Source organism: Microbacterium sp. MM2322 (genome assembly GCF_964186585.1).
Lineage (GTDB): Bacteria > Actinomycetota > Actinomycetes > Actinomycetales > Microbacteriaceae > Microbacterium.
Genome location: NZ_OZ075067.1, coordinates 1,661,480 through 1,682,549 on the forward strand (window position 1 = coordinate 1,661,480; position 21,070 = coordinate 1,682,549).

Below are 21,070 nucleotides of genomic sequence, written 5' to 3' on the forward strand. Positions count from 1 at the left end.
CGGGCCTCACCGCGTGAGGATGAGCGCTTCGCCCTGACCGCCGCCACCGCAGAGACCCACGACAGCGGTTCCGCTCCCCCGTCGAGCGAGCTCGTGGACGGCGTGTACGACGAGACGGGCACCGGACGCACCGATCGGATGACCGATCGCGATGCCGCCACCGTGGATGTTGACGATCGACTCGTCAATGCCCAGTTCGCGCTGCGACTGCGCGACGACCGCACCGAAGGCCTCGTTGATCTCGACGAGATCGAGATCGGATGCCGCCAACCCCTGGCGTTCCAGCGCCTGCGTAATGGCCCGCGAGGGCTGCGAGTGAAGTGAGTTGTCGGGCCCGGCGACCTGCCCCGCCGCACCGATCGCGGCGAGAATCGTCCACCCCTCGGCATCCGATCGGGAACGGGTCGTCACGACGACTGCCGCCGCGCCGTCGGAGATCGGCGAGGCATTTCCCGCCGTGATGTCGCCGTCCTTCGAGAAGGCCGGCCGGAGGGTCGCGAGCGTGTCCACCGTCGTGTCGGGGCGGACGCCCTCGTCTGCGACGACGCGAAGCGGGTCGCCTTTTCGCTGCGGGACCTCCACCGGGACGATCTCGGCCTCGAACACGCCCTGCTCGGCAGCCGCTGCAGCACGCTGGTGCGAGAGCACGGCGACGCGGTCCTGCTCCGCGCGTGTGAGGCCGAGGGCGGGGTTGTGCCGCTCGGTGGAGAGCCCCATCGAGATTCCGTCGGCAGCGTCCGTCAGGCCGTCGAGCGCCATGTGGTCGAGGACCTCGATCGAACCGTAAGTCCAGCCGTCGCGTGACCCCATGAGAAGGTGCGGCGCGCGGGACATCGACTCCATCCCGCCCGCGACGACCACCGCGGCATCCCCCGACGCGATCATCCGTTTGGCGTCGATGATGGCGGTGAGACCCGACAGGCACACCTTGTTGACGGCGGATGCCGGAACGTTCCAGCCGATTCCGGCGCCGAGCGCCGCTTGCCGCGCGGGGTTCTGCCCGGAGCCCGCCGGGAGCACCTGACCCATGATGACCGCGTCGACGGCAGCGGGATCGACCCCGCCGCGCGCGAGGGCTCCGCGAATCGCGACGGCGCCCAGCTGCGGTGCGGTGAAGGAGGAGAGCGCCCCCTTGAGTTTGCCCTGCGGCGTCCGCGCCGCTCCGACGATCACGATCTCATCGCTCATGACTCCACCTTCGCATCGTCCGAGACGAGGAGCTCAGGTTCCGTGGCGTCCCGGACGTCCTGCACGCTGACACCCGGCGCCGTCTCGACCAGCACGAGTCCGTCCGGCGTGACATCGATGACCGCGAGATCGGTGATGATCCGGTCCACGACGCCGCGCCCCGTCAAGGGCAGTGAGCAGTTCGACACGATTTTCGGCGACCCGTCGCGGGCGACATGCTCCATCAGGACGATGACGCGTTCGGCCCCGTGCACGAGGTCCATCGCGCCGCCGGGGCCCTTGACCATCTTGCCGGGGATCATCCAGTTGGCCAGATCACCGGCGACTGAGACCTGCATGGCACCGAGGATGGCGGCGTCGATCTTGCCGCCCCGGATCATCCCGAAGCTCAGCGCGGAATCGAAGAAGGCCGCGCCGGGCAGCGTCGTCACCGTCTCTTTGCCCGCGTTGATGAGGTCGGGGTCGACGGCGGCCTCACTCGGATACGGACCGACACCGAGGATGCCGTTCTCCGACTGCAGCACCACGGTGACTCCGTCGGAGACGTGATTGGGGACGAGCGTCGGCAAGCCGATGCCGAGGTTCACGTACGACCCGTCCTGTAGCTCTGCTGCGGCGCGTGCCGCCATCTCGCTCCTGGTCAGTGCCATCTCACTCCCCCTCCGCCGCGACGGTGCGTCGCTCGATGCGCTTCTCGATATCGGAGCCGACCTCCACGACGCGGTGGACGAACACGCCCGGGAGGTGAACGGCATCCGGGTCGAGTTCCCCCGGCTCCACCAGTTCCTCGACCTGGGCGATGCAGATCCGACCGGCCATCGCCGCGAGCGGATTGAAGTTCCGTGCCGCCTTGTTGAAGACGAGGTTGCCGTGTCGGTCGCCCCGCAACGCATGCACGAGGGCGAAATCGGTGGTGATCGCCTCTTCGAGGACGAATTCCCTCGCGACGCCGCCGACCTCGAAGGTACGGACATCCTTCGGCGCGGAGGCCACGGCGACTCCTCCGTTCCCGTCATACCGGCGCGGAAGGCCGCCCTCCGCCACCTGCGTACCGACGCCCGTCTGCGTGTAGAACGCGGCGATGCCCGAACCACCGGCGCGGAGCTTCTCGGCCAGCGTGCCCTGAGGCGTGAGTTCGAGCTCGAGCTCACCGGACAGGAACTGGCGCTCGAACTCCTTGTTCTCGCCGACATAAGACGAGGTCATCTTGCGGATGCGGCGGGCGCGCAAGAGGACGCCGAGCCCCCACTCGTCGACTCCGCAGTTGTTCGAGACGACCGACAGCTCGCTCGTCCCCTGAGCCAGTACGGCCTCGATGAGCGCGATCGGGTTGCCGGAGAGGCCGAACCCCCCGACCGCGAGGCTCGCGCCGTCGGGGATGTCCGCCACGGCATCCGCCGCACTCGCCACCGTCTTGTCGATCACTGGGCACTCCTTCGTGTCGGTCCTCTGCCAGCATCCGCGGTTCCCCGCTCACGAGCGAAGGTCCGGTTGCCATGTGGTGTTGTCGCCGCCTAATGTCCACATTGTGGAACGACCCTCGGCATCCGTCCCCGGCGCACAGGCGATCGCCCGCGCCGCGCATCTCCTCCGACTCGTCAGTGCGTCGGGGATGACCGGCAAGGGAGTCCGCGAACTCGCCACCGACGCCGGGCTGACCCGGACGACGGCTCACCGTTTGCTCTCCGCCCTGCGGGCGGAGGGCCTCGTCGATCAGGACGAGCGGACGGCACGCTGGCTCGCGGGGCCCGAGCTCTTCCTCATGGGCGCTGCGGCGGCCCCTCGCTACGACGTGACCCACCTGGCCGGCGACATCGTGCGTTCTCTCGCCGTGAAGACCGAGGAGAGCGCGTTCCTCTCCGTCCGCCGGGGCGACGAGACGGTCTGTCTCGTCCGCGAGGAAGGCTCGTTTCCCATCCGGTCCTTCGTCCTCAGCGAAGGCGTCCGCTTTCCGCTGGGCGTGGCGTCAGCGGGACTCGCCATCTTGTCCTTCCTCCCGCAGGGCGACGTCGACGCCTACCTCGGTCGGCATCCGGACCTGTCCGCGCGGTGGGGAGATGTCCACGATGCGGCATCCCTCCAGCACCGCATCCGCGACACGCGCGATCGCGGCTACGCGGTGAATCCCGGGCTCATCGTGCCGGGCTCCTGGGGCCTCGGCGCGGCGGTCTTCGATCACGCAGGTCAACCCGCATGGGCCCTCAGCTTGACCGGTGTCGAGTTCCGTTTCGGAGCCGATCGCCTTCCCGAACTCGGTCGGCTGCTCCTCGCGCACGCACACCAACTCACGACACGCGTGCAATCCGTTCGCCGCGGCTGAGCGCGATCAGAGTCCGGCGGTCTCCAGCCAGCGGAGCCAGACCTCGCTGACCGTCGGATACGCCGGAACCGCGTGCCACAGCCGGTGCAGGGGAACCTCTCCGACGATCGCAATCGTGGCGGAGTGCAGAAGCTCTGCGACATCCGGTCCGACGAAGGTCGCACCCACGAGGACGCCACGATCAGCGTCGATGACGGCCCGTGACATCCCCTCGTATCGATCCGAATGCGTGCTGGCGCCCGCGACCCACGACAGGTCGTAGTCGACCACCTGAACGTCGATGCCGGCAGCGCGAGCGGATGCCTCGGTGTGCCCGACGGCGGCGACCTCGGGGTCCGTGAACACGACCTGCGGCACGGCGCTGTGGTCGGCCGTCGCCGCGAGCGGACCCCACGCCGAGGTGTCGACGTCCGCTGAGGTCGCTCGACGCGCGATGACGTCCCCGGCGACCCGCGCCTGATACTTGCCCTGGTGCGTCAAAAGGGCCCGGTGGTTGACGTCGCCGACGGCATAGAGCCACTCGCTCCCGGGGACCCGAAGGGTGTCGTCCACCGTGATCCACGACCCCGGCTCCTGTCCGACGACGTCCAGGCCGATGTCCTCCGTGCGGGGCACGCGGCCGGTCGCGACCAGGATCTGGTCGGCGCGAACCTCGGAACCGTCGCTCAACGACACGGTGACCTCCGACGCCCCGCGCTCCACCCGCTCGACCTCGACGCCCGTCCGGACCGTCGAACCGGCGGCCGTGAGCGCCTCGCCTACTGCCTCACCTGCGAAGTCCTCGAGCCCGCCGAGCAGCCTCGACCGGGCGATCACCGTCACGGCTGCTCCGAGAGCGGTGAAGGCGGTCGCCATCTCGAGCCCGACCACACCTCCTCCGAGTACGACGAGGGAGGACGGCACCTCGCGGACGCCGGTCGCCTCGCGGCTCGTCCACGGCGCGGCATCCTGCAGGCCCGGGATGTCGGGGATGAGCGCGGCAGACCCGGTACACACCGCGACGGCGTGCCGCGCCCGGAGTGTCGTCGTGGACCCGTCGGAGGCTTCCACCGTCACCTCCTTCTCTCCGGAGAGACGACCGTGACCACGCACCAGGTCGATCCCGGCCTTCTGCAACCAGGAGACCTGGGACGTGTCCTGATAGTCGTTGACCATGCGATCGCGGCGCGCGAGGACGGCTGCGACATCGAGGCCGCCCGTCACCGCCTCAGCCGAGCCGGCGACATCACGGGCTGCGCGAAGTGCGGCGGGCGCGCGGAGCAGGGCCTTGGACGGCATGCACGCCCAGTACGAGCACTCCCCACCCACGAGCTCGCTCTCGACGATCACGGCGGTCAGACCGCCCCGTACCGCTCGATCTGCAACGTTCTCGCCGACGGGTCCGGCTCCGATGACGATGAGGTCGTACTCGCGTGTGCTCATCGTTTCACCGTAGCGACGGTACGCCCCGGGCGGGCGGAATTCCGGTCACTGCCATACGCGATGTGTGACGTCAATGGTCGTCGGAGACTGCCCCGATGTCGGGGGTCTGTGGTTTGCTGAAGCACCGGCCGAAAGGAACCATTATGGCGATCGAGTTCCGATCCGTCACGAAGCGCTTCGGAGATGGCGCACCCGCCGTCGACGATGTTTCGCTCGAGATGCCGGCTCGCAAGACCACGGTCCTCGTCGGATCGTCCGGATGCGGCAAGACGACCCTCCTCCGGATGATCAACCGGCTCATCGAACCGACGTCCGGAGACATCGTGATCGACGGTGAATCGATCCGGTCACGCGACGCCGTCCAGCTGCGGCGGAGCATCGGGTACGTGCTCCAGAACGCCGGGCTCCTCCCGCACTACACCGTGGCCGACAACATCGGCACCGTGCCCGTCCTGACGGGGCAGACCCGGGCGGCGGCGCGACGTCGGGCGCTCGAGCTCATGGAGGTCGTCGGACTCGACACCGCGTTCGCCGACCGCTACCCGGCTCAGCTGTCGGGCGGCCAGCAGCAGCGCGTCGGCGTGGCGCGTGCGCTCGCCGCGGACCCCAACATCCTCCTCATGGACGAACCCTTCGGCGCCGTCGACCCGATCGTCCGCAAGGAACTTCAGGCCGAGGTCATCCGCCTGCAACGAGAACTGGACAAGACGATCGTCTTCGTCACCCACGACATCGACGAGGCGTTCCTCCTCGGCGATCAGGTCGTCATCCTTCAGAAGGGGGCCCGCATCGCGCAGCGCGGCACCCCGTCGGAGATCATCGAGGCGCCGGCAGACGAGTTCGTGGCGAGCTTCATCGGCACGGACCGCGGCGCGCGCGCGTTCCGCGCGAAGCAGACTGCGAACGGGACGGTCCTCGTCGACGGGTCGGGCCGGACGCAGGGCGTGCTCCTCACCGATGCTCCGGAGGACGCGAGGTGACGACCCGATGAACTGGGTCCTCGATAACCTCGACCTGATCGGGGAGCTGACGCTCGCTCATCTGCGTCAGAGTGCCATCGCGATCGTTCTGGGCTTCGTCATCGCAGTCCCCATCGGCTGGGCCGCGTTCCGTTTCACGCGCCTGCGCGGCACACTCCTCGGCGTCGTCGGCATCCTCTACACGATCCCGTCCTTCGGCCTGTTCGCGCTCATCAGCGCGACCACCGGTATCGGCCTCCTGTCGGAGACGAACCTCGTCGTCGCCCTCACGATCTACGCCGTGGCGATCATGACCCGCTCGGTGACGGATGGACTCGCGTCGGTGGATGCCGCGGTGCGAAGCGCTGCCGTTGCCGTCGGCTTCGGGCCGGTCCGCCGCTTCTGGACGGTTGATTTCCCGCTTGCGGGACCCGTGATGCTGTCGGGGCTCCGCGTCACCGCGGTCTCGACGATCTCGCTGGCCACCGTGGGCGCCCTCATCGGAGTGCAGAACCTCGGCTACCTCTTCACCAACGGTTCCCAGCGACGGATCATCCCGGAAGTGCTCTCGGGCGTCCTCGCCGTCGTCGTCATCGCTCTGGTGATCGATCTCGTCCTCGTCTTCGCCGGCCGGGCATTGATGCCGTGGACGCGCCGCACACGCACCCCACGTGACCGCACCCGCGCGCAGGAGGTGACCGCATGAACGTCTTCTTCGAGGCATTCGCGTGGATCTTCTCCCCCGACCGGATGACGGGTTACCTTCCGCTCTGGGAGGCGATCCTGCAGCACCTGGGCTTCACGTTCGGCTCGGTCGCCCTCGCCGCGGCGATCGCCGTGCCCGCGGGCTGGGCCATCGGACACACCGGCAAGGGACGCGAGATCGCGGTCTTCCTGTCGGGAGCCGCCCGGTCGCTGCCGTCGCTCGGACTCGTCGTCCTCCTGTATCTCGTCATCGGCGTGAACTTCAAGGAGCAGGCCGCGGTCGTGGCCTTCGTGCTCCTCGCGATCCCGTCGATCCTCGCCGGCGCCTACGCCGGGATCGAAGCGATCAACCGCTCGACGATCGACGCAGGACGAGCGGTCGGGATGACGCCCCTCCAGGTGCTGTGGAAGATCGAGGTCCCCCTGGGCCTGCCGCTGCTCATCGGCGGCATCCGCTCGGCCGTCTTGCAGGTGGTCGCGACCGTCACCATCGCCGCCTACGTGGGACTCGGCGGATTGGGTTTCGCTCTGATCCAGGGGATTCAGACGCGCAATGCCCCGCAGATCCTCGGCGCGTCCGTCGTCGTCGTCGTCCTCGCCCTCGCCCTGGACGGTCTGTTCGCGCTGTTCCAGCGCATCGTCGTCCCCCGTGGCGTCGCCGTCCAGAACTCCTCTTCCGCGCGCCGCCGCACCCGACGCGCATCCGTCCCGACCACCTGACCCCCTGGCATCCTGACCACCACCCCATCCGGAGGCATCCATGTCCATCACACGCAACCGCATCCTGCCCACCGTCGGCCTCGCCGCCGTCGCCGTCTTCGCCCTCTCCGCGTGCGGCTCGAGCGACTCGCTCCAGGGCAGCGGATCGAACAACAACGGCAGCGGTGGCGGCGAACAATCGAAGACCATCGTCGTCGGTTCGCAGTCGTACCCCTCGAACGAGATCATCGCTGAGATCTACTCGCAGGCGCTCGAGGCCGATGGCTTCACCATCACTCGGAACTTCAACATCGGTCAGCGCGACGCCTACATGCCGTCGATCGAGGACGGTTCGGTCGATCTGTTCCCCGAGTACACCGGGAGCCTGTTGCAGTATTACGACAAGGCCGCGACCGCCGGCTCGTCGGACGAGGTCTACACCGCACTGGAGAAGGTCCTCCCCGAGAACCTGAAGGCTCTCGACTACTCACCCGCGACCGACCAGGACTCGTACAACGTCACCGCGGCCTTCGCCAAGGAGAACAGCCTCACGGAGATCGGAGATCTCGCCGGTATCGCGAACCTGACCTTCGGCGGGGCCCCCGAGCTCGAGCAGCGCCCCTACTTCACGGATCTGAAGAAGGTCTACGGCGTCGATGCCGCGTTCGAGGCGACTGCTGACACGACGGTGGACGAGCTGGTCGCAGGCAACATCCAGGTGGCCAACGTCTACAGCGCCGATCCGCGCATCGAAACGGAGGACCTCGTCACGCTGAAGGATCCGAAGGGACTCTTCCTTGCCGCCAACGTCGTCCCCATCGCGAACGCCGACAAGGCGGACGAGATCGCCGACGTCATCAACGAGGTGAGCGCGGCGATGAGCCCCGAGGAACTCGTCGCGATGAACGTCGAGTCGACGGTCGACCAGCGCTCGTCCGAGGACATCGCGAAGGACTGGATCGCCAAGAACCTGGGCTGAGTCGTCTCGGCCGCGGGCCTGCGCGTCGCCAACGGGTCGGCACGCCTCCTCATCCCCCGGCGGGATGAGGAGGTCGGCATCCGGCGGTGCTCGCGGGCCCGCGAGCTGCGGGCCGGTTCCCCGACCCCTTCGCCCCCTCTCATCGGGCCACTCATACGGCGTGACACCTCGGAAGGAAGAGAAATGGCAGACCTGAAGAAGGGCGACCGCGTCAGCTGGAACACACCCCAGGGACGTACGCGGGGCACCGTCACCGACCGGAAGGCCAGCGACTTCATATTCGACGGACAGCACTTCACCGCCTCCGCGGATGAGCCCGCATTCATCGTCGAGTCCGAGAAGACCGGGGCGAAAGCCGCGCACAAGGGTTCCGCCCTCACGCAGCTGTCTTCCTGACACGGGATGCTGCGTCATCCCACCTGGAGCAACATGTCCACCGATAACACCACCGACCTCATCCGGGCGATCATCACCCACATGCAGGGTGCGCGGGAGGATTGGAAGTCGCTGTCGATGGTGATCAGTCTCGGGGGCGGCCGGCTGAGCGAGACCTTCGGCTACGCGTACTCCCCCGACGGCACGGTCTCGGCGATCGCGTCCCGCCCCTCCGGCATCAAGCCCGCCGTCGACGCCTACCTCGCTGATCGCTATCCCGACGGGCAGGAACTGCCGGCGAAGTTCCTGCTGCAGTTCGATCGCGACGCCAAAGCCTACGAGATCACGTTCGAGGACACCGACCCGATGCGATGGAAGGTGACGCCCGACAACTTCGAGGCCATTCAGCGGGAGCTCAAGCCGAGCCTGGGCTGACAGCGGCGGCGCGGCGCGCGGCATCCGCCCATCTGGCAAGGCGGAGAATCGACGCATGCCCATCGTCGACAACGCCGTGTACGTGAACGGCCGCCGCATCCAGGACCCCGCGAACCTCACCGAGACGTTCGAGCACATGCGCGACCATCAAGGCATGGCGTGGATCGGCCTGTACCGTCCCACCGAAGAAGAAGTCGCCGCCGTCGCGTCGGAGTTCTCCCTCCACCCACTCGCCGTCGAAGACGCTCTGACCGGCCACCAGCGGGCGAAGCTGGAGCGCTTCGGAGACGTCCTCTTCGTCGTCCTCCGTCCCGCTCAGTACGACGACGGCAGCGAGTCGGTGGCGTTCGGAGAACTCCACATCTTCGTGGGCCCGGATTTCGTCGTCACGGTCCGTCACGCCGACTCCCCGGACCTGACCCAGGTCCGAGCCCGGATGGAGAAGCAGCCCGACCTCCTCCGGATGGGGCCCGAGGCAATCCTGTACGCGATCCTCGACCAGGTCGTCGACGAATACGCCCCCGTGCTCGCGGGAGTCGAGAACGACATCGACGAGATCGAGGAGAAGCTCTTCGGCGGCGACGATGCCGGACTTTCGCAACGGATCTACGCGCTCGCCCGCGAGGTCATCGGCCTGCACAAGTCGACCCTCCCCCTCGACGACATGCTGCAGCGCCTCCTCCAGGGCTCTGAAAAGTACGCGGTGGACATCGAGCTGCAGCGATCGCTCCGCGACGTCCTGGACCACGTCATCCGCCTCAATGAACGAATCGTGGCGTACCGATCGATCCTCGACAACGCGTTGACGGTGCATTCGACGCTCGTCACGCAGCGCCAGACCGACACGTCGCTGGAACAGAACGAGCAGGTCAAGAAGATCTCGGGATGGGCAGCCATCCTCTTCGGGCCGACGCTCGTCGGAACGATCTACGGCATGAACTTCGACAACATGCCCGAGCTGCACTGGGCATACGGTTACCCGATGGCTCTCGGCCTGATGGTGGTCAGTTCCGTGGTGCTGTACGTGATCTTCAAGAAGAAGCGGTGGCTCTGAGCCCGCTGCTCGAGCCGGAAAAGCAGAAGACCCCGGTCACTGGCGAGAGTGACCGGGGCCGTCCGTGCACCCCCTCGGACTTGAACCGAGAACCCACTGATTAAGAGTCAGTTGCTCTGCCGATTGAGCTAGAGGTGCGTGATTCGAACTTCTCGAACCGAGGGTCAACACTAGCATCACGATCCAGCACTCCGCCAATCGAGGCCCCCAGGAGCACGCCGTATCCTGGGACCGTGACGCGCCCTCCTTCTTCGACGGACTGGAACACCCGGTACGACGGCGACCTCCGCGACGACCTCGCCCTGGCCCTTCGTCTTGCGGATGCCGCGGACCGAGTCTCGATGGAGCGCTTCGACGCCCCGGACCTCGAGGTCAGGACCAAAGCGGATGCCACACACGTCACCGAGGCGGACCTGGCGACGGAACGCGCGATCCGAGCGCTCCTGACCAGTGAGCGACCGGCGGACGGGATCCTCGGCGAGGAATACGGCACCAGCGGCGACACCCGGCGCCAGTGGATCATCGACCCCATCGACGGAACGGCCAACTACCTCAAGGGAATCCCGATGTGGGCGACCCTGATAGCGCTCGTCGTCGACGGAGTCCCCCGCGTCGGCGTCGTCAGCCAACCCGCCATCTCCCGGCGGTGGTGGGGTGCAACGGGCGCGGGCGCCTGGACACGCTCGGCAGACGGCACGACCCGAGCGATCCGCACCTCGGACATCGCGACGGCGGCAGAGGCGAGCATCAGCTTCCAGAGCATCGGTCAATGGGATGCCGTGGGTCGCACCGACGAGCTGCTCCGGCTCACGCGCGCCGTGTGGCGCGACCGAGGTTACGGCGATGCCTGGCCGTACATGCTCCTCGCAGAGGGACGGCTCGAGTTCGTCGCCGAGTTCGGCGTTCGCGAGTACGACATCGCCGCTCACGTGCCGATCATCCTCGAAGCCGGCGGTCGCTTCACCGACATCGACGGGGCAGAACGCCTCGACGCCGGTTCGTCCCTCGCGACCAACGGGATCCTCCACGACACGTTCCTCGGGATGCTGCGGACGTGAGGTCGGCGCGTCTGCGCCTCGCGCGCTCCGTGATGATCCTGGCGACGGTCGTCTCCGCTGTCGCGCTGTCGACGGCGTGCAGTCCGACGTCTCCGGGTGCCGGGCCCAGCGTCGGGTCGACCTCTGGGACTCCGGGCGCAGTGCCCTCGGCGCTCCCCTCGATCGATCCCGACGACGTGACCTGCGACAACATGCTCTCCGCCGACACCGTCGACACGTTCACGGCCACGGGATGGACCGTCCGCGAAGATCCGTTCGTGATCCTCGACCTCGAGCTCCCCGAGGGCACCTCCTGCACGTGGGGTGACTTCAGCTCCCCCACCAGCGACGACCTGGTGTTGTTCGGGTGGTCTCCGATCAGCGACGCCGACGCATCCGCGACCCAGGCGGCCCTCGAGGCGGAAGGCTGGCAGCGCGAAGACGACTCGAGAGGCGTCCTGATCACCGAGGATCCTGCCGCCGCTCTGCGCGTGGACGATGAGGGGTACGGGATCACCTACCTCTTCCGCAACGGCTGGGTCGAGGTATCCGACACCAAACAGGGCCTCGACCTCATCGACCTCGGCTGACGAAACGACCAAGCCCCCGCATCCGTGAACGGATCGGGGGCTTGTACTCCGTGACAACGGTTCGTGGAGATGGGGGGAATCGAACCCCCGTCCATCGCTGAGAGACGGCGTCTTCTCCGGGCGCAGTCTGTAAATGGCGTTCTACTCGGCCCCGACCTTTCGTACAGACACTGAAGTCGACGAGCCCAGCCTGAAAAAGTCCCGCGTGACGCTCAGGCGACGCCACGCAGCGAGATCCCTTAAATGACGCCAGGGACCATGAGGGGATCACTCACGGACTGACGGACTCGAGCTAGCTGCTTACGCAGCGAGGGCGAAGTCGGACTGCTTCTTATTGGCAGTTATTGGTTCGCAGAGATCGTTTACGAGATAACCCTGCATCCTCGGCCCGCTTCTCGCAGAGTCACAGGCGATGTCGAAACCGATCATCCCCGAGACACCTGGCGGTGTGTGGACCGTTGTCACACTGTGGAGTTGTCATGCTCAGGCGCCATGGCGTCCGAGCATCCCAGACTACCACCGCCGCAGCCGGTCTCACCCGTGGAGGAAGTACTCCGCTGCCAACGGAGCGATCTCGAGGCGGTCTACTCCGTCGGGGGCGACCCAGCGCATCTCGGCGATTTCCGCGGCTGCGGCAGGCTCCTGGTCGGCGATCGAGACCTCGAACACATCGGCGATGACCGCGTGGCCCGGCTCGTTCGCCGCGTCTGCGCGGAAGACTCCGAGCGAGACGAGATCCTTCACGTCGACCTCGACCCGCAGCTCCTCCCGGAGCTCGCGGACGAGCGTCTCCGCCGGCGTCTCTCCCGCCTCCGGTTTTCCACCAGGCTGCATGAACGAGGTCGTCCCGGACTTCCGAACCAGCAACAGCCGTCCGGCGGCATCGCGAATGACTGCGGCGGAGACTCGGATGGAAGGAGCGGATGCGGCGTCGGGCAGAGTCACGCGAGAAACGCTAACAGGCGCCCCGACGTACAATCTCTTGTGCTCCCCGACATCTCCCCCGACGACCAGGGGATCGATCCCGCCGACCTCGCCACGACTCTCCGCGTGCTTGCAGAGCTGTCGTCGCTCCCTCAGACCCACCCGGACTTCATCGAGGTCCGCCAGGCCACGGCGGCGATGTTCAAGGCGGCGAAGAAGGAACGGCGACGGGAGATCCGCGCGGCGATCGCCAACGCCGACCGCGACGTCGTCCACGCCACGGCAACCGGAGCACCCGACCGCATCGACGACGAGACGCGCGGGATTCCCATCGCGACCCGCACCGCCGCTCCGATCGCAGGCGTGCTGAAGAAGGCACGGGGCTGCTACATCTGCAAGCAGCCGTACACGATCGTCGACGCGTTCTACCACCAGCTCTGCCCCGAGTGCGCGGCTCTCAGCCACGCGAAACGCGACGCACGGACCGATCTTTCCGGTCGGCGGGCACTGCTCACCGGCGGACGGGCCAAGATCGGGATGTACATCGCGCTCCGACTCCTCCGCGACGGCGCCCACACGACCATCACGACGCGGTTCCCGCGCGATGCCGTGCGGCGATTTCGAGCCCTCCCCGATTCCTCCCACTGGATCGATCGTCTGAAGATCGTCGGCATCGATCTGCGCGACCCCGCCCAGGTGATCGCCCTGGCGGACGACGTCGCCGACGCGGGGCACCTCGACATCATCATCAACAACGCGACGCAAACCGTTCGTCGGTCGCCGGGCGCGTACCAGCCGCTCGTCGACGCCGAGCTGGCGCCGCTTCCCGACGGCCCCCTTCCCGCACTCGTCACCTTCGGGCACACGAACGATCAGCATCCTGAAGCCCTCGAGCGCTCCGTGAGCGCGCACCCGATCCTGGCTGCTGCCGCCGACCGCGCCGAGACCCTCACCCGCGAGGCCATGGCCGCCGGGTCCACGTCACTCGACAGGTTGGCCGCCGGTACCGCCATCGATGCCGGTGGGCTCATCCCCGACCTGGATCACTCGAACTCCTGGGTGCAGCGGGTCGAGGAAGTCGATCCGCTCGAGATGCTCGAAGTCCAGCTCGCCAATACGACGGCGCCCTTCCTCCTCATCTCCAAGCTCCGTCCCGCCCTCGCGGCGAGCCCGGCGCGACGCACGTACATCGTCAACGTCAGCGCCATGGAGGGTGTCTTCGAACGCGGCTACAAGGGGCCCGGGCATCCGCACACCAACATGGCCAAAGCAGCCGTCAACATGCTGACGCGGACGAGTGCGCGCGAGATGTTCGAGTCCGACGGCATCCTGATGACCAGCGTCGACACCGGATGGATCACCGACGAGCGACCGCACCCGACCAAAGTCCGCCTCGCGGAGGAGGGCTTCCACGCCCCGCTCGACCTCGTCGACGGCGCCGCTCGGGTCTACGACCCGATCGTCCGCGGAGAGTCGGGCGAAGACGTCTTCGGCGTCTTCCTCAAGGATTACGCACCGAGTCGCTGGTGATCTCACTACCAGAGCCGGGCGCGCGCGTCGTCGTCCGCTACCTGCTGCCGGACGGGCGGGCGACGGATGCACTGGGCGAGCTTCTGAGCGCCGAGCCGGATGTGATCGTGGTCGATGGCAAACGCGGCATCGAACGCATCCCGCGGGGTGCACTCATCGCTGCGAAAGCCGTTCCGCCGCCGCCCGAGCCACGCCCCCGCAGCTGAGCCTCAGTCGCCCAGCCGGTTGCGGCCGCGCATGGCGCGCTCGGCTTCGCGCTTGTCCTCGCGCTCGCGGATCGTCTGACGCTTCTCGAACTCGCGCTTGCCCTTGGCGACGGCGATCTCGACCTTCGCGCGGCCGTCGGAGAAGTACAGTTTGAGCGGGATGAGGGTGTACCCGCCGGCCGAAACCGCGTGCGAGAGCTTGATGATCTCCTCCTTGTGTAGGAGAAGCTTGCGGGTGCGCTTCGTCGCGTGGTTGGTCCAATGCCCCTGGGAGTACTCCGGAATGTGCACCGCGTCGAGCCACGCCTGCCCGCCGTCGATGAACGCGTACCCGTCGCTGAGATTCGCGCGGCCCTGCCGCAGGGACTTCACCTCGGTGCCGGTGAGCACGAGACCGGCTTCGTACGTCTTCTCGATGGCGTACTCGTGGCGCGCGCGACGGTTGGTCGCGATGACCTGTTCCCCGCGTTCCTTGGGCATGATGACTCCTCGACACGGCGGCGCTTCGCGCGCAGCCGGCCTGCCAGTCTAACGGAGGCGGCCGCCTAGGTGCGCAGCCACCTGCGGATGGCGAAGCTGGCCGACAGGGCGGCGAGCACGAGCCCCAACCCCACGATCACCGGGATGACCAGGACCGCATCCCGGCCGTCGATCCAGGTCGTCACGAAGTCGATCTCGTTCACGAGGTACCCGCGCACGCCGTACTCGACTCCCAGCCAGATCGTCACGCTCGCGAGCGCGGATCCGATGAGTGCCGCGAAGACGCCCTCGAGGATGAACGGGGTCTGGATGAAGCGATTCGAGGCGCCCACGAGCCGCATGATGCCGAGCTCTTTGCGTCGGGCGTAGGCCGAGAGTCTGATCGTGGTCGCGATCAGGAGGACAGCGGCGACGAGCATCAATCCAGCGATGGCGATGGCGAAGTATGTCGCGATCGTGAGCGCCGAGAAGAGCGGTTGTAGATACTCGAGCTGATCCTTCACCTCCTCGACTCCGTCCATACCGGTGAACGCCTCATCGATGACGTCGGTCTGCGTGGGATCGACGAGGTTGACCCAGTACGTCTCGTTGAGCTGCGCGGGGGTGATGAAGTCCTTATAGTCCTCGCCCATGAGGTCGAGGACGTTCTGGTAAGCCTCATCGCGAGTCTCGAACCGGATGCTCCGGACGATGCCCTTCAGGGCAGGACTCTCGAGTTTCTCCTTGACCGCGGCGAGCTGCTCTTTCGTCGCTTCACCGTCGCTGCACGTGGTCTGCGTGGAACCGTCGCGGCACATGAAAACAGCGACCTGAGCGCGCTCCGCCCAGTACCCCTGCATTTTCGCGATCTGCATCTGCATGAGCATCGCGGCGCCCACGAAAGTGAGCGAGACGAAGGTGACCAGGATGACCGAGATCACCATCGAGGCGTTGCGGCGGAGGCCGGTCAGCGCTTCACCGAGAACGAGGCGGACTCTCATGCTGTCGGCCCCACTTCGTCGTCGTCGCGTCGGCCGAGGCCGAGGCGGTCTGCTGCGCCGAGACCGTCGATGTCGGCGAGATCTATGTCCGCCGGAGTGATCGGGATGCCGCGTGTGCCAGTGTCGGGCTCCGGTGAGGGCGCTGGCGCCGCCGCATCCGGCCTCTGCTCGTCTGAATGATCCGACTCCGGGCGGCGCGGCGGATCCTGCACGACCGGAACGGCGGGAAGCACGGTGTCGGCCTGCGGTGCGGGTGGCTCGATCGGCTCGGGCAACGGGTCGACCGCACCCGTATCGCCGGACGAGGCGATCTGCTTCTGGAGCTCGAGGACCGCGGTGAGCGCCGCAGTGGCGGCCGCTCCCTTGACGGTCTCCGGGGTGAGGACAGGGAGACCGGATGTGTCTCCGTAGCCGCCGTGTCGCTCGTCGCGGACGACGAGGCCGCCGCGGAGCTCGATGACGCGGCGCTGCATCTGATCGACGAACCCGGCCTCGTGGGTCGCCATCACGACCGTCGTGCCACCCGCATTGATGCGGGCGAGCAGCTGCATGATGTCGATCGACGTCCCGGGGTCGAGGTTTCCGGTCGGCTCATCGGCGAGGAGGATCTGCGGGCGGTTGACGATCGCACGGGCGATCGCCACACGCTGCTGCTCACCACCGGAGAGCTCGTGCGGGAGGCGCTTCTCCTTGCCTGCGAGCCCGACGAGGGCCAACGCCTCGGGGACCGACTGCTGGATGAAAGCCCTGCTCGACCCGATGACCTGCAACGAGAACGCGACGTTCTGGAAGACCGTCTTGTTCGGCAGGAGCCGGAAGTCTTGGAACACCGACCCGATGTGGCGACGGAAGTAGGGGACTTTGCGGGTGCTGAGCCCACGCACGTCCCGGCCGAGGACGACCACCCTCCCCTCGGAGGGCGTGTCCTCTCGGAGGATGAGTCGGAGGCACGAGGACTTCCCCGAGCCGGAGGCGCCGACGAGGAACACGAACTCCCCGCGCTGGACGTCGAATTCGACGTCGCTCAGCGCGGGTTTGTTGGTGCCGCGGTAACGCTTGGAAACCTTTTCGAACCGGATCATGGCCACACGAGCCTAAGCGCCGGGTCGGCGGCATCCGTCACCGACACTCCCGGGCACTCAGCGTGCTGACAGGGTTCCCCGCACGATCGAGTCACCCGAGTGCGTCGGATCGTCGTCGATGTTCTCCTGTGAGATGTCGACGACGGTGAACCGGGACAGATCGATGTCGTCGGGGACCTCGAAGGTGCCCGACGGACCGTCGAGGACGCCGATGCTGACGAGATCGCTCGCATCGGAGGTGAGGAGCCACACTTCGCGGTATCCGTCGTCCGGAACGGATGCGTCGAGGTCGATCACGACACGGTCGTGACCGTCCACACGCTCCAGGAGCGCCTCCCCCGCCGCACCCGCCCAGGCCGGGAGACCGTCGAGGCGCGCTTCGGAGATGATCTCGGGACGCGGCCCGATCCCGCCGGATGCCCAGACGCCCGCGACGATCGCGACCGCCGCGGCTGCGGCACCGGCAAGGGTGAAGAACACCGGGCGGCGACTCTTCCGCGAACGCCGAGACGGGACATGGGACCGCGCTGCCGATGAAGAAGGTTCGACGGATGCCGAGGGTGCGGGCGCTTCGCTCCGCGCCTCGGGTGCGGGTTCCGACAGCGAGAGCTCGGAGCGGATGGACTCCCAGACCCGTTCCGGCGGAGTGAGCAGTGCTTCTGCGCCGCCCCGAGCTCGACCGGCGATCACGGCGCGAGCGAACGAGGACACCTCCGCGGAGCACTCCGGGCAGGCGTCCAGGTGCCGCCGCTCGTCATCCGACGGCTGCTCACCCATGGCGAGGAGAGCGGCGACCTCGGGGTCAAGATGTGACATGGTGCGCCTCCAATCGGGTTCGCAGGCGGGCAAGACTTCGGCGGATGTGACTCTTGACAGTACCGAGCGGCATATCGAGACGCTGGGAGATCTGCTCGTGGGTGAGGTCTTCGTAGAAGGCGAGGGCGAGGACTGCTCGCGCGTCGGGTTCGAGCTGGGCGACCTCGTCGGCGACGAGCATCGCGTCGGAGACGTCGTGCTCGACGGCCTCCTCCGGGACGACCGCCTTCAGCGCTTCCTCGAGTCGCGATGTTCGTGCTCGTGCTTCGTGGGCGTCGGCGATGCGGCGCCGCGCGATCGTGATCAGCCACGCACCGAGCGGCGCCCGGTCGGGCCGGAACGACGACCGGGACGTCCAGGCCGAAACGAAGGTCCGCTGCGTGACGTCCTCGGCTTCCGCGGTGTCACCCAGCGAGCGGACGGCAAGGGTGTAGACGATCCGCGACCAGCGCTCGTACATGGCTCTCACCGCGGTCTCGTCGCCCGTTGCGAACCGCTCTGCGAGTTCCCTGTCGTCGTCGACGGCTTGCTCCTTCCCTGCAGCGAGCCGGGGCCCGATCGTCACACTCATGATCGAGCCCGTGCAATGAGCACCACGTTATCGCTGTAGGTGCGGGTGCGCTGGTCGAAATCACCACCGCAGGTGATGACGGCGAGCATGCGGGGTCCTTCGCGTGCGAACAACTCGTCGACCGGGAGCTCGGCGCGGGGGATGTACGTCACGGACTCGGTGACGTACTCGGTCACCGCGCCCTCGGCATCCGTCACGGTCACCACGTCTCCCTCGCGTGCGTCCCGCAACCTGGCCAGCGGACCGATCCCGTACTCGCGATCGTCGACGTGCGCGGCGATCACGGTGGTTCCCTGCGCGTCGGCGGGCGCCATGCCGAACCGGTACCAACCTGCGACGGAGGGCCGCTCGGGAATCTGCATCTCGCCGCTGTCCTTGACGCCGACGGGCTCGACCGGCATGTCCACGTCGAGAGATGCGACCGCGAGCCGGTCCGGCGCGGGAGCACGAACGACGGCCTGCGGGGTGGCCGGTGCGACCGGGACGGATGCCTGCGGTGGGGGCGCCGCAGGCGTCGGGGAGACCGTCCCGGTCGCGCCGGGGCCGGTGCCGGAGGCGGGGGGCATCCCCGCCTCCGAGACCGGCGCGCAGGCCGCGAGCATCATGACCGTCAGGATGACGGCGATCAGGTGCACGCGACGCACGGCAGTGACCTCAGCGACGTGCCTTGGCGGCCCGGGTCGCGAACACGCCACCGGCGGCGAGACCGGCGATCAGGGCAGCACCGCCGGCGAAGAGCCAGCCGTTCGTGCCGTTCTCGGCGACGAGGCCGGCCGAGCCGGTGTTGACGCCACCGGGACCGGAGTGCAGGCCGTCGATCGTCTGCGTCGCGAGGGCGAGGTTGCCCGCTTCAGCGGAGCCCCAGGCGTAGACGATCGTCAGGACGCCTTCCTGTACGTCGACGTCGGCCGGTCCGATGACGGGATCGGTCGTTCCGGCCAGGGCGACGGACGCGTTCACCGTGCCGGCAGGCAGATCGAGGGACTCCTCGTTCGGGTTCTCGAGGCCGGTGATCACGGCGTCACCACCGGCGAGCACGTCGACGGCCGGAGCGGCAGCGACGTGACGGACGGTGAGCCGTCCTTCACCGGCAGCCGTCTTCGAGGTGTCGTTGGTGAACAGGTTCGCGGCGGGCTGGCCCTCGGCGTCGAGGTGTGCCACCGCGGTGTAGCTGGTGCCGGCCTCGAGGGTGAGGTCGATGGGTCCGAGGACGGGAGCGGAGTCGTCTGCGGCGTCAGCGGCGGTCAGCGCCACCGAGTAGGTGCCGCCGGGCAGTTCCAAGGGTCCGCCGAGGTCACCAGGCTGGAAGTCGTCGATCGTCAGCTTGCCGTCGACGTAGACGTCAACCGGTGTGTCGGGGATCGCGTGCAGAACCGCGAGATCGGCGTTGTCCGCCGTAGCGGCGGAGGCCGGTGCGAATGCCGCGAATGCGACGGCGGCACCGAGCGCCACGCCTGCAGAGAGTGTCTTGCGCATGGAAAACTCCTTCTGATCCGGCGCGAGCTGTTCGCGCTTTCACAGAGGTATTCCCCCGGCGCACCCGATATGGATGCAGCTGGATGAGAAAAAGTCGGAAAAGGATTCCCGACGTCGACTCAGTCGTCGTCCTTACGCTTACGCCAACGGATTCCGGCGGCGATGAAGCCGTCGAGGTCACCATCGAAGACGACGGCGGGGTTACCGACCTCGTGCCCGGTACGCAGGTCTTTCACGAGTTGCTGGCCATAGAGGAAGTAGGAGCGCATCTGGTCGCCCCAGCTCGCGGTGATCGTCCCGGCGAGTTCCTTCTTCTTCGCCGCTTCTTCTTCCTTCTGGAGCAGCATGAGCCGCGTCTGCAGGACGCGCATCGCAGCGGCGCGGTTCTGGATCTGGCTCTTCTCGTTCTGCATCGAGACGACGATGCCGGTCGGAAGGTGCGTCAGTCGCACGGCCGAGTCGGTCGTGTTGACGGACTGACCACCGGGGCCGGACGAGCGGAACACGTCGACGCGGATGTCGCCTTCGGGGATGTCGACCTCCTGCGCCTCCTCCATGACGGGGATGACCTCGACGGCGGCGAAGCTGGTCTGCCGCTTGTCGGCAGAACCGAACGGGCTGATGCGCGCGAGACGGTGGGTGCCCGCCTCCACGGAGAGGGTGCCGTAGGCGTAGGGGGCGTCGACCTCGAAGGTCGCCGACTTGATGCCCGCGCCTTCGGCGAACGAGGTGTCCATCACCTTGACGGAGTACTTGTGGCGCTCAGCCCAGCGGAGGTACATGCGCATGAGCATCTCGGCGAAGTCGGTGGCGTCGTCGCCGCCTGCTCCGGAGCGGATCGTGACGACGGCGCCCCGGTCGTCGTATTCGCCGTCGAGAAGCGTCTGCACCTCGAGCTGGCTGATGACCTTCTCGAGGTCGGTGATCTCCCGGCGGGCTTCTTCCGCGGATTCCTCGTCTTCCATCTCCTGCGCGAGCCCCACGAGGACCTCGACGTCGTCGAGGCGCTGCTCGACCTCGGTGACGCGCTTCAGTTCGGTCTGCCGGTGGCTGAGGGCGCTGGTGACCTTCTGCGCCTTGTCGACGTCGTCCCAGAGATCGGGGGCACCCGCCTCCTCGGACAGACGGGCGATCTCGGCAGTGAGGGAGTCCACGTCGACGACGGACTTGATGTCGCTGAAGGTGGAACGGAGGGCGTGGATGTCCGCGGACGGATCGAATTCGAGCATGGCAGTCCCAGAG

General features: G+C 67.5%; 25 protein-coding genes, 1 tRNA gene and 1 other RNA gene. 12 read left to right on the plus strand and 15 right to left on the minus strand.

From position 1 onward, the window contains the following. Positions 1-6 precede the first annotated feature (6 nt). From ABQ271_RS08145 to ABQ271_RS08155, 3 genes are read right to left on the minus strand one after another with little or no spacing between them, the layout of a single operon-like run. The gene (locus tag ABQ271_RS08145) at positions 7-1,188 is read right to left on the minus strand and encodes an acetyl-CoA C-acetyltransferase (protein WP_349308281.1); all 1,182 of its coding nucleotides are present in this window, start codon (positions 1,186-1,188) and stop codon (positions 7-9) included. Next, positions 1,185-1,838, minus strand: coding sequence for a 3-oxoacid CoA-transferase subunit B (locus tag ABQ271_RS08150; RefSeq protein WP_349308282.1), 654 nt, complete (start codon positions 1,836-1,838; stop codon positions 1,185-1,187). The genes ABQ271_RS08145 and ABQ271_RS08150 overlap by 4 nt, the downstream gene beginning before the upstream one ends. A gap of 1 nt (position 1,839) precedes the next feature. Further along, the gene (locus ABQ271_RS08155) at positions 1,840-2,613 is read right to left on the minus strand and encodes a CoA transferase subunit A (protein ID WP_349308283.1); all 774 of its coding nucleotides are present in this window, start codon (positions 2,611-2,613) and stop codon (positions 1,840-1,842) included. A 103-nt stretch (positions 2,614-2,716) separates the two neighbouring features. Here ABQ271_RS08155 and ABQ271_RS08160 point away from each other — a divergent pair, with 103 nt between their 5' ends. Further along, complete coding sequence (locus ABQ271_RS08160) at positions 2,717-3,508, plus strand: IclR family transcriptional regulator (RefSeq protein ID WP_349308284.1); 792 nt, start codon at positions 2,717-2,719, stop codon at positions 3,506-3,508. A gap of 6 nt (positions 3,509-3,514) precedes the next feature. On the opposite strand, the gene ABQ271_RS08165 is transcribed toward ABQ271_RS08160, so the two are convergent. After that, entirely contained in the window at positions 3,515-4,930 is a 1,416-nt protein-coding gene (locus ABQ271_RS08165; RefSeq protein ID WP_349308285.1) for an NAD(P)/FAD-dependent oxidoreductase, read from the minus strand. 143 nt (positions 4,931-5,073) lie between these two features. Here ABQ271_RS08165 and ABQ271_RS08170 point away from each other — a divergent pair, with 143 nt between their 5' ends. The 7 genes from ABQ271_RS08170 (at position 5,074) to corA (ending at position 10,136) form a co-directional block, all read left to right on the plus strand. After that, the gene (locus ABQ271_RS08170) at positions 5,074-5,910 is read left to right on the plus strand and encodes an ATP-binding cassette domain-containing protein (RefSeq protein WP_349308286.1); all 837 of its coding nucleotides are present in this window, start codon (positions 5,074-5,076) and stop codon (positions 5,908-5,910) included. Between the two features lie 7 nt (positions 5,911-5,917). Further along, positions 5,918-6,595, plus strand: a complete 678-nt coding sequence (locus tag ABQ271_RS08175; protein WP_349308287.1) for an ABC transporter permease subunit — start codon at positions 5,918-5,920, stop codon at positions 6,593-6,595. Further along, positions 6,592-7,314 (plus strand): ABC transporter permease subunit, encoded by a 723-nt coding sequence (locus ABQ271_RS08180; protein ID WP_349308288.1) that lies wholly within the window; start codon positions 6,592-6,594, stop codon positions 7,312-7,314. The genes ABQ271_RS08175 and ABQ271_RS08180 overlap by 4 nt, the downstream gene beginning before the upstream one ends. Before the next feature lie 40 nt (positions 7,315-7,354). After that, on the plus strand, positions 7,355-8,272 hold the full coding sequence (locus ABQ271_RS08185; protein ID WP_349308289.1) for an ABC transporter substrate-binding protein: 918 nt from the start codon (positions 7,355-7,357) through the stop codon (positions 8,270-8,272). Positions 8,273-8,455: 183 nt separating this feature from the next. Then, positions 8,456-8,668: a DUF2945 domain-containing protein gene (locus tag ABQ271_RS08190; RefSeq protein ID WP_349308290.1), complete on the plus strand. Its 213-nt coding sequence runs from the start codon at positions 8,456-8,458 to the stop codon at positions 8,666-8,668. A 33-nt stretch (positions 8,669-8,701) separates the two neighbouring features. After that, positions 8,702-9,082, plus strand: a complete 381-nt coding sequence (locus ABQ271_RS08195; protein ID WP_349308291.1) for a hypothetical protein — start codon at positions 8,702-8,704, stop codon at positions 9,080-9,082. Between the two features lie 55 nt (positions 9,083-9,137). After that, positions 9,138-10,136: a magnesium/cobalt transporter CorA gene (corA, locus tag ABQ271_RS08200; protein ID WP_349308292.1), complete on the plus strand. Its 999-nt coding sequence runs from the start codon at positions 9,138-9,140 to the stop codon at positions 10,134-10,136. A 65-nt stretch (positions 10,137-10,201) separates the two neighbouring features. Here corA and ABQ271_RS08205 read toward each other — a convergent pair. After that, positions 10,202-10,274 (minus strand) — tRNA-Lys (locus ABQ271_RS08205). Positions 10,275-10,369: 95 nt separating this feature from the next. On the opposite strand from ABQ271_RS08205, the gene ABQ271_RS08210 reads away from it, so the two are divergent. Both ABQ271_RS08210 and ABQ271_RS08215 read left to right on the plus strand, forming a co-directional pair. Then, a complete protein-coding gene (locus ABQ271_RS08210; protein WP_349308293.1) occupies positions 10,370-11,194 on the plus strand; it encodes an inositol monophosphatase family protein in 825 nt (274 codons plus the stop codon). Then, a complete protein-coding gene (locus tag ABQ271_RS08215) occupies positions 11,191-11,763 on the plus strand; it encodes a hypothetical protein (RefSeq protein WP_349308294.1) in 573 nt (190 codons plus the stop codon). Before ABQ271_RS08210 ends, ABQ271_RS08215 begins: the two co-directional genes overlap by 4 nt. Before the next feature lie 61 nt (positions 11,764-11,824). Here ABQ271_RS08215 and ssrA read toward each other — a convergent pair. Then, positions 11,825-12,196: a transfer-messenger RNA gene (ssrA, locus tag ABQ271_RS08220) on the minus strand. 101 nt (positions 12,197-12,297) lie between these two features. Next, entirely contained in the window at positions 12,298-12,708 is a 411-nt protein-coding gene (locus ABQ271_RS08225) for an NUDIX domain-containing protein (protein WP_349308295.1), read from the minus strand. Between the two features lie 39 nt (positions 12,709-12,747). On the opposite strand from ABQ271_RS08225, the gene ABQ271_RS08230 reads away from it, so the two are divergent. Beyond that, positions 12,748-14,217 carry an SDR family NAD(P)-dependent oxidoreductase gene (locus ABQ271_RS08230; protein ID WP_349308296.1) on the plus strand — a complete coding sequence of 490 codons (1,470 nt, stop codon included), beginning with the start codon at positions 12,748-12,750 and terminating at the stop codon, positions 14,215-14,217. Further along, positions 14,214-14,423 (plus strand): hypothetical protein, encoded by a 210-nt coding sequence (locus ABQ271_RS08235; RefSeq protein ID WP_349308297.1) that lies wholly within the window; start codon positions 14,214-14,216, stop codon positions 14,421-14,423. The genes ABQ271_RS08230 and ABQ271_RS08235 overlap by 4 nt, the downstream gene beginning before the upstream one ends. Before the next feature lie 3 nt (positions 14,424-14,426). Here the strand turns inward: ABQ271_RS08235 and smpB are convergent, their stop codons facing one another. The 8 genes from smpB to prfB all read right to left on the minus strand — a co-directional run bounded on the left by smpB (position 14,427) and on the right by prfB (position 21,057). After that, positions 14,427-14,903 (minus strand): SsrA-binding protein SmpB, encoded by a 477-nt coding sequence (smpB, locus tag ABQ271_RS08240; protein ID WP_349308298.1) that lies wholly within the window; start codon positions 14,901-14,903, stop codon positions 14,427-14,429. Positions 14,904-14,968: 65 nt separating this feature from the next. Then, positions 14,969-15,883 (minus strand): permease-like cell division protein FtsX, encoded by a 915-nt coding sequence (gene ftsX, locus ABQ271_RS08245; RefSeq protein ID WP_349308299.1) that lies wholly within the window; start codon positions 15,881-15,883, stop codon positions 14,969-14,971. Then, complete coding sequence (gene ftsE, locus ABQ271_RS08250) at positions 15,880-16,965, minus strand: cell division ATP-binding protein FtsE (protein ID WP_349308300.1); 1,086 nt, start codon at positions 16,963-16,965, stop codon at positions 15,880-15,882. The genes ftsX and ftsE overlap by 4 nt, the downstream gene beginning before the upstream one ends. A 57-nt stretch (positions 16,966-17,022) precedes the next feature. After that, positions 17,023-17,781, minus strand: a complete 759-nt coding sequence (locus ABQ271_RS08255) for an anti-sigma factor (protein WP_349308301.1) — start codon at positions 17,779-17,781, stop codon at positions 17,023-17,025. Continuing rightward, positions 17,768-18,352, minus strand: a complete 585-nt coding sequence (locus ABQ271_RS08260; protein ID WP_349308302.1) for a sigma-70 family RNA polymerase sigma factor — start codon at positions 18,350-18,352, stop codon at positions 17,768-17,770. The genes ABQ271_RS08255 and ABQ271_RS08260 overlap by 14 nt, the downstream gene beginning before the upstream one ends. Continuing rightward, positions 18,349-18,996: a class F sortase gene (locus ABQ271_RS08265; RefSeq protein WP_349308303.1), complete on the minus strand. Its 648-nt coding sequence runs from the start codon at positions 18,994-18,996 to the stop codon at positions 18,349-18,351. Before ABQ271_RS08265 ends, ABQ271_RS08260 begins: the two co-directional genes overlap by 4 nt. 10 nt (positions 18,997-19,006) lie before the next feature. Then, complete coding sequence (locus ABQ271_RS08270; RefSeq protein WP_349308304.1) at positions 19,007-19,828, minus strand: DUF4397 domain-containing protein; 822 nt, start codon at positions 19,826-19,828, stop codon at positions 19,007-19,009. A 119-nt stretch (positions 19,829-19,947) separates the two neighbouring features. Then, entirely contained in the window at positions 19,948-21,057 is a 1,110-nt protein-coding gene (prfB, locus tag ABQ271_RS08275; RefSeq protein ID WP_036309348.1) for a peptide chain release factor 2, read from the minus strand. Positions 21,058-21,070 lie beyond the last annotated feature (13 nt).

Coding starts and splice junctions, on each gene's coding strand:
- ABQ271_RS08145 (WP_349308281.1), bottom strand. CDS start 1,188: ATGAGCGATGAGATCGTGATCGTCGGAGCGGCGCGGACGCCGCAGGGC.
- ABQ271_RS08150 (WP_349308282.1), bottom strand. CDS start 1,838: ATGGCACTGACCAGGAGCGAGATGGCGGCACGCGCCGCAGCAGAGCTA.
- ABQ271_RS08165 (WP_349308285.1), bottom strand. CDS start 4,930: ATGAGCACACGCGAGTACGACCTCATCGTCATCGGAGCCGGACCCGTC.
- ABQ271_RS08170 (WP_349308286.1), top strand. CDS start 5,074: ATGGCGATCGAGTTCCGATCCGTCACGAAGCGCTTCGGAGATGGCGCA.
- ABQ271_RS08175 (WP_349308287.1), top strand. CDS start 5,918: ATGAACTGGGTCCTCGATAACCTCGACCTGATCGGGGAGCTGACGCTC.
- ABQ271_RS08180 (WP_349308288.1), top strand. CDS start 6,592: ATGAACGTCTTCTTCGAGGCATTCGCGTGGATCTTCTCCCCCGACCGG.
- ABQ271_RS08185 (WP_349308289.1), top strand. CDS start 7,355: ATGTCCATCACACGCAACCGCATCCTGCCCACCGTCGGCCTCGCCGCC.
- ABQ271_RS08190 (WP_349308290.1), top strand. CDS start 8,456: ATGGCAGACCTGAAGAAGGGCGACCGCGTCAGCTGGAACACACCCCAG.
- ABQ271_RS08195 (WP_349308291.1), top strand. CDS start 8,702: ATGTCCACCGATAACACCACCGACCTCATCCGGGCGATCATCACCCAC.
- corA (WP_349308292.1), top strand. CDS start 9,138: ATGCCCATCGTCGACAACGCCGTGTACGTGAACGGCCGCCGCATCCAG.
- smpB (WP_349308298.1), bottom strand. CDS start 14,903: ATGCCCAAGGAACGCGGGGAACAGGTCATCGCGACCAACCGTCGCGCG.
- ftsX (WP_349308299.1), bottom strand. CDS start 15,883: ATGAGAGTCCGCCTCGTTCTCGGTGAAGCGCTGACCGGCCTCCGCCGC.
- ftsE (WP_349308300.1), bottom strand. CDS start 16,965: ATGATCCGGTTCGAAAAGGTTTCCAAGCGTTACCGCGGCACCAACAAA.
- ABQ271_RS08255 (WP_349308301.1), bottom strand. CDS start 17,781: ATGTCACATCTTGACCCCGAGGTCGCCGCTCTCCTCGCCATGGGTGAG.
- ABQ271_RS08260 (WP_349308302.1), bottom strand. CDS start 18,352: ATGAGTGTGACGATCGGGCCCCGGCTCGCTGCAGGGAAGGAGCAAGCC.
- ABQ271_RS08270 (WP_349308304.1), bottom strand. CDS start 19,828: ATGCGCAAGACACTCTCTGCAGGCGTGGCGCTCGGTGCCGCCGTCGCA.
- prfB (WP_036309348.1), bottom strand. CDS start 21,057: ATGCTCGAATTCGATCCGTCCGCGGACATCCACGCCCTCCGTTCCACC.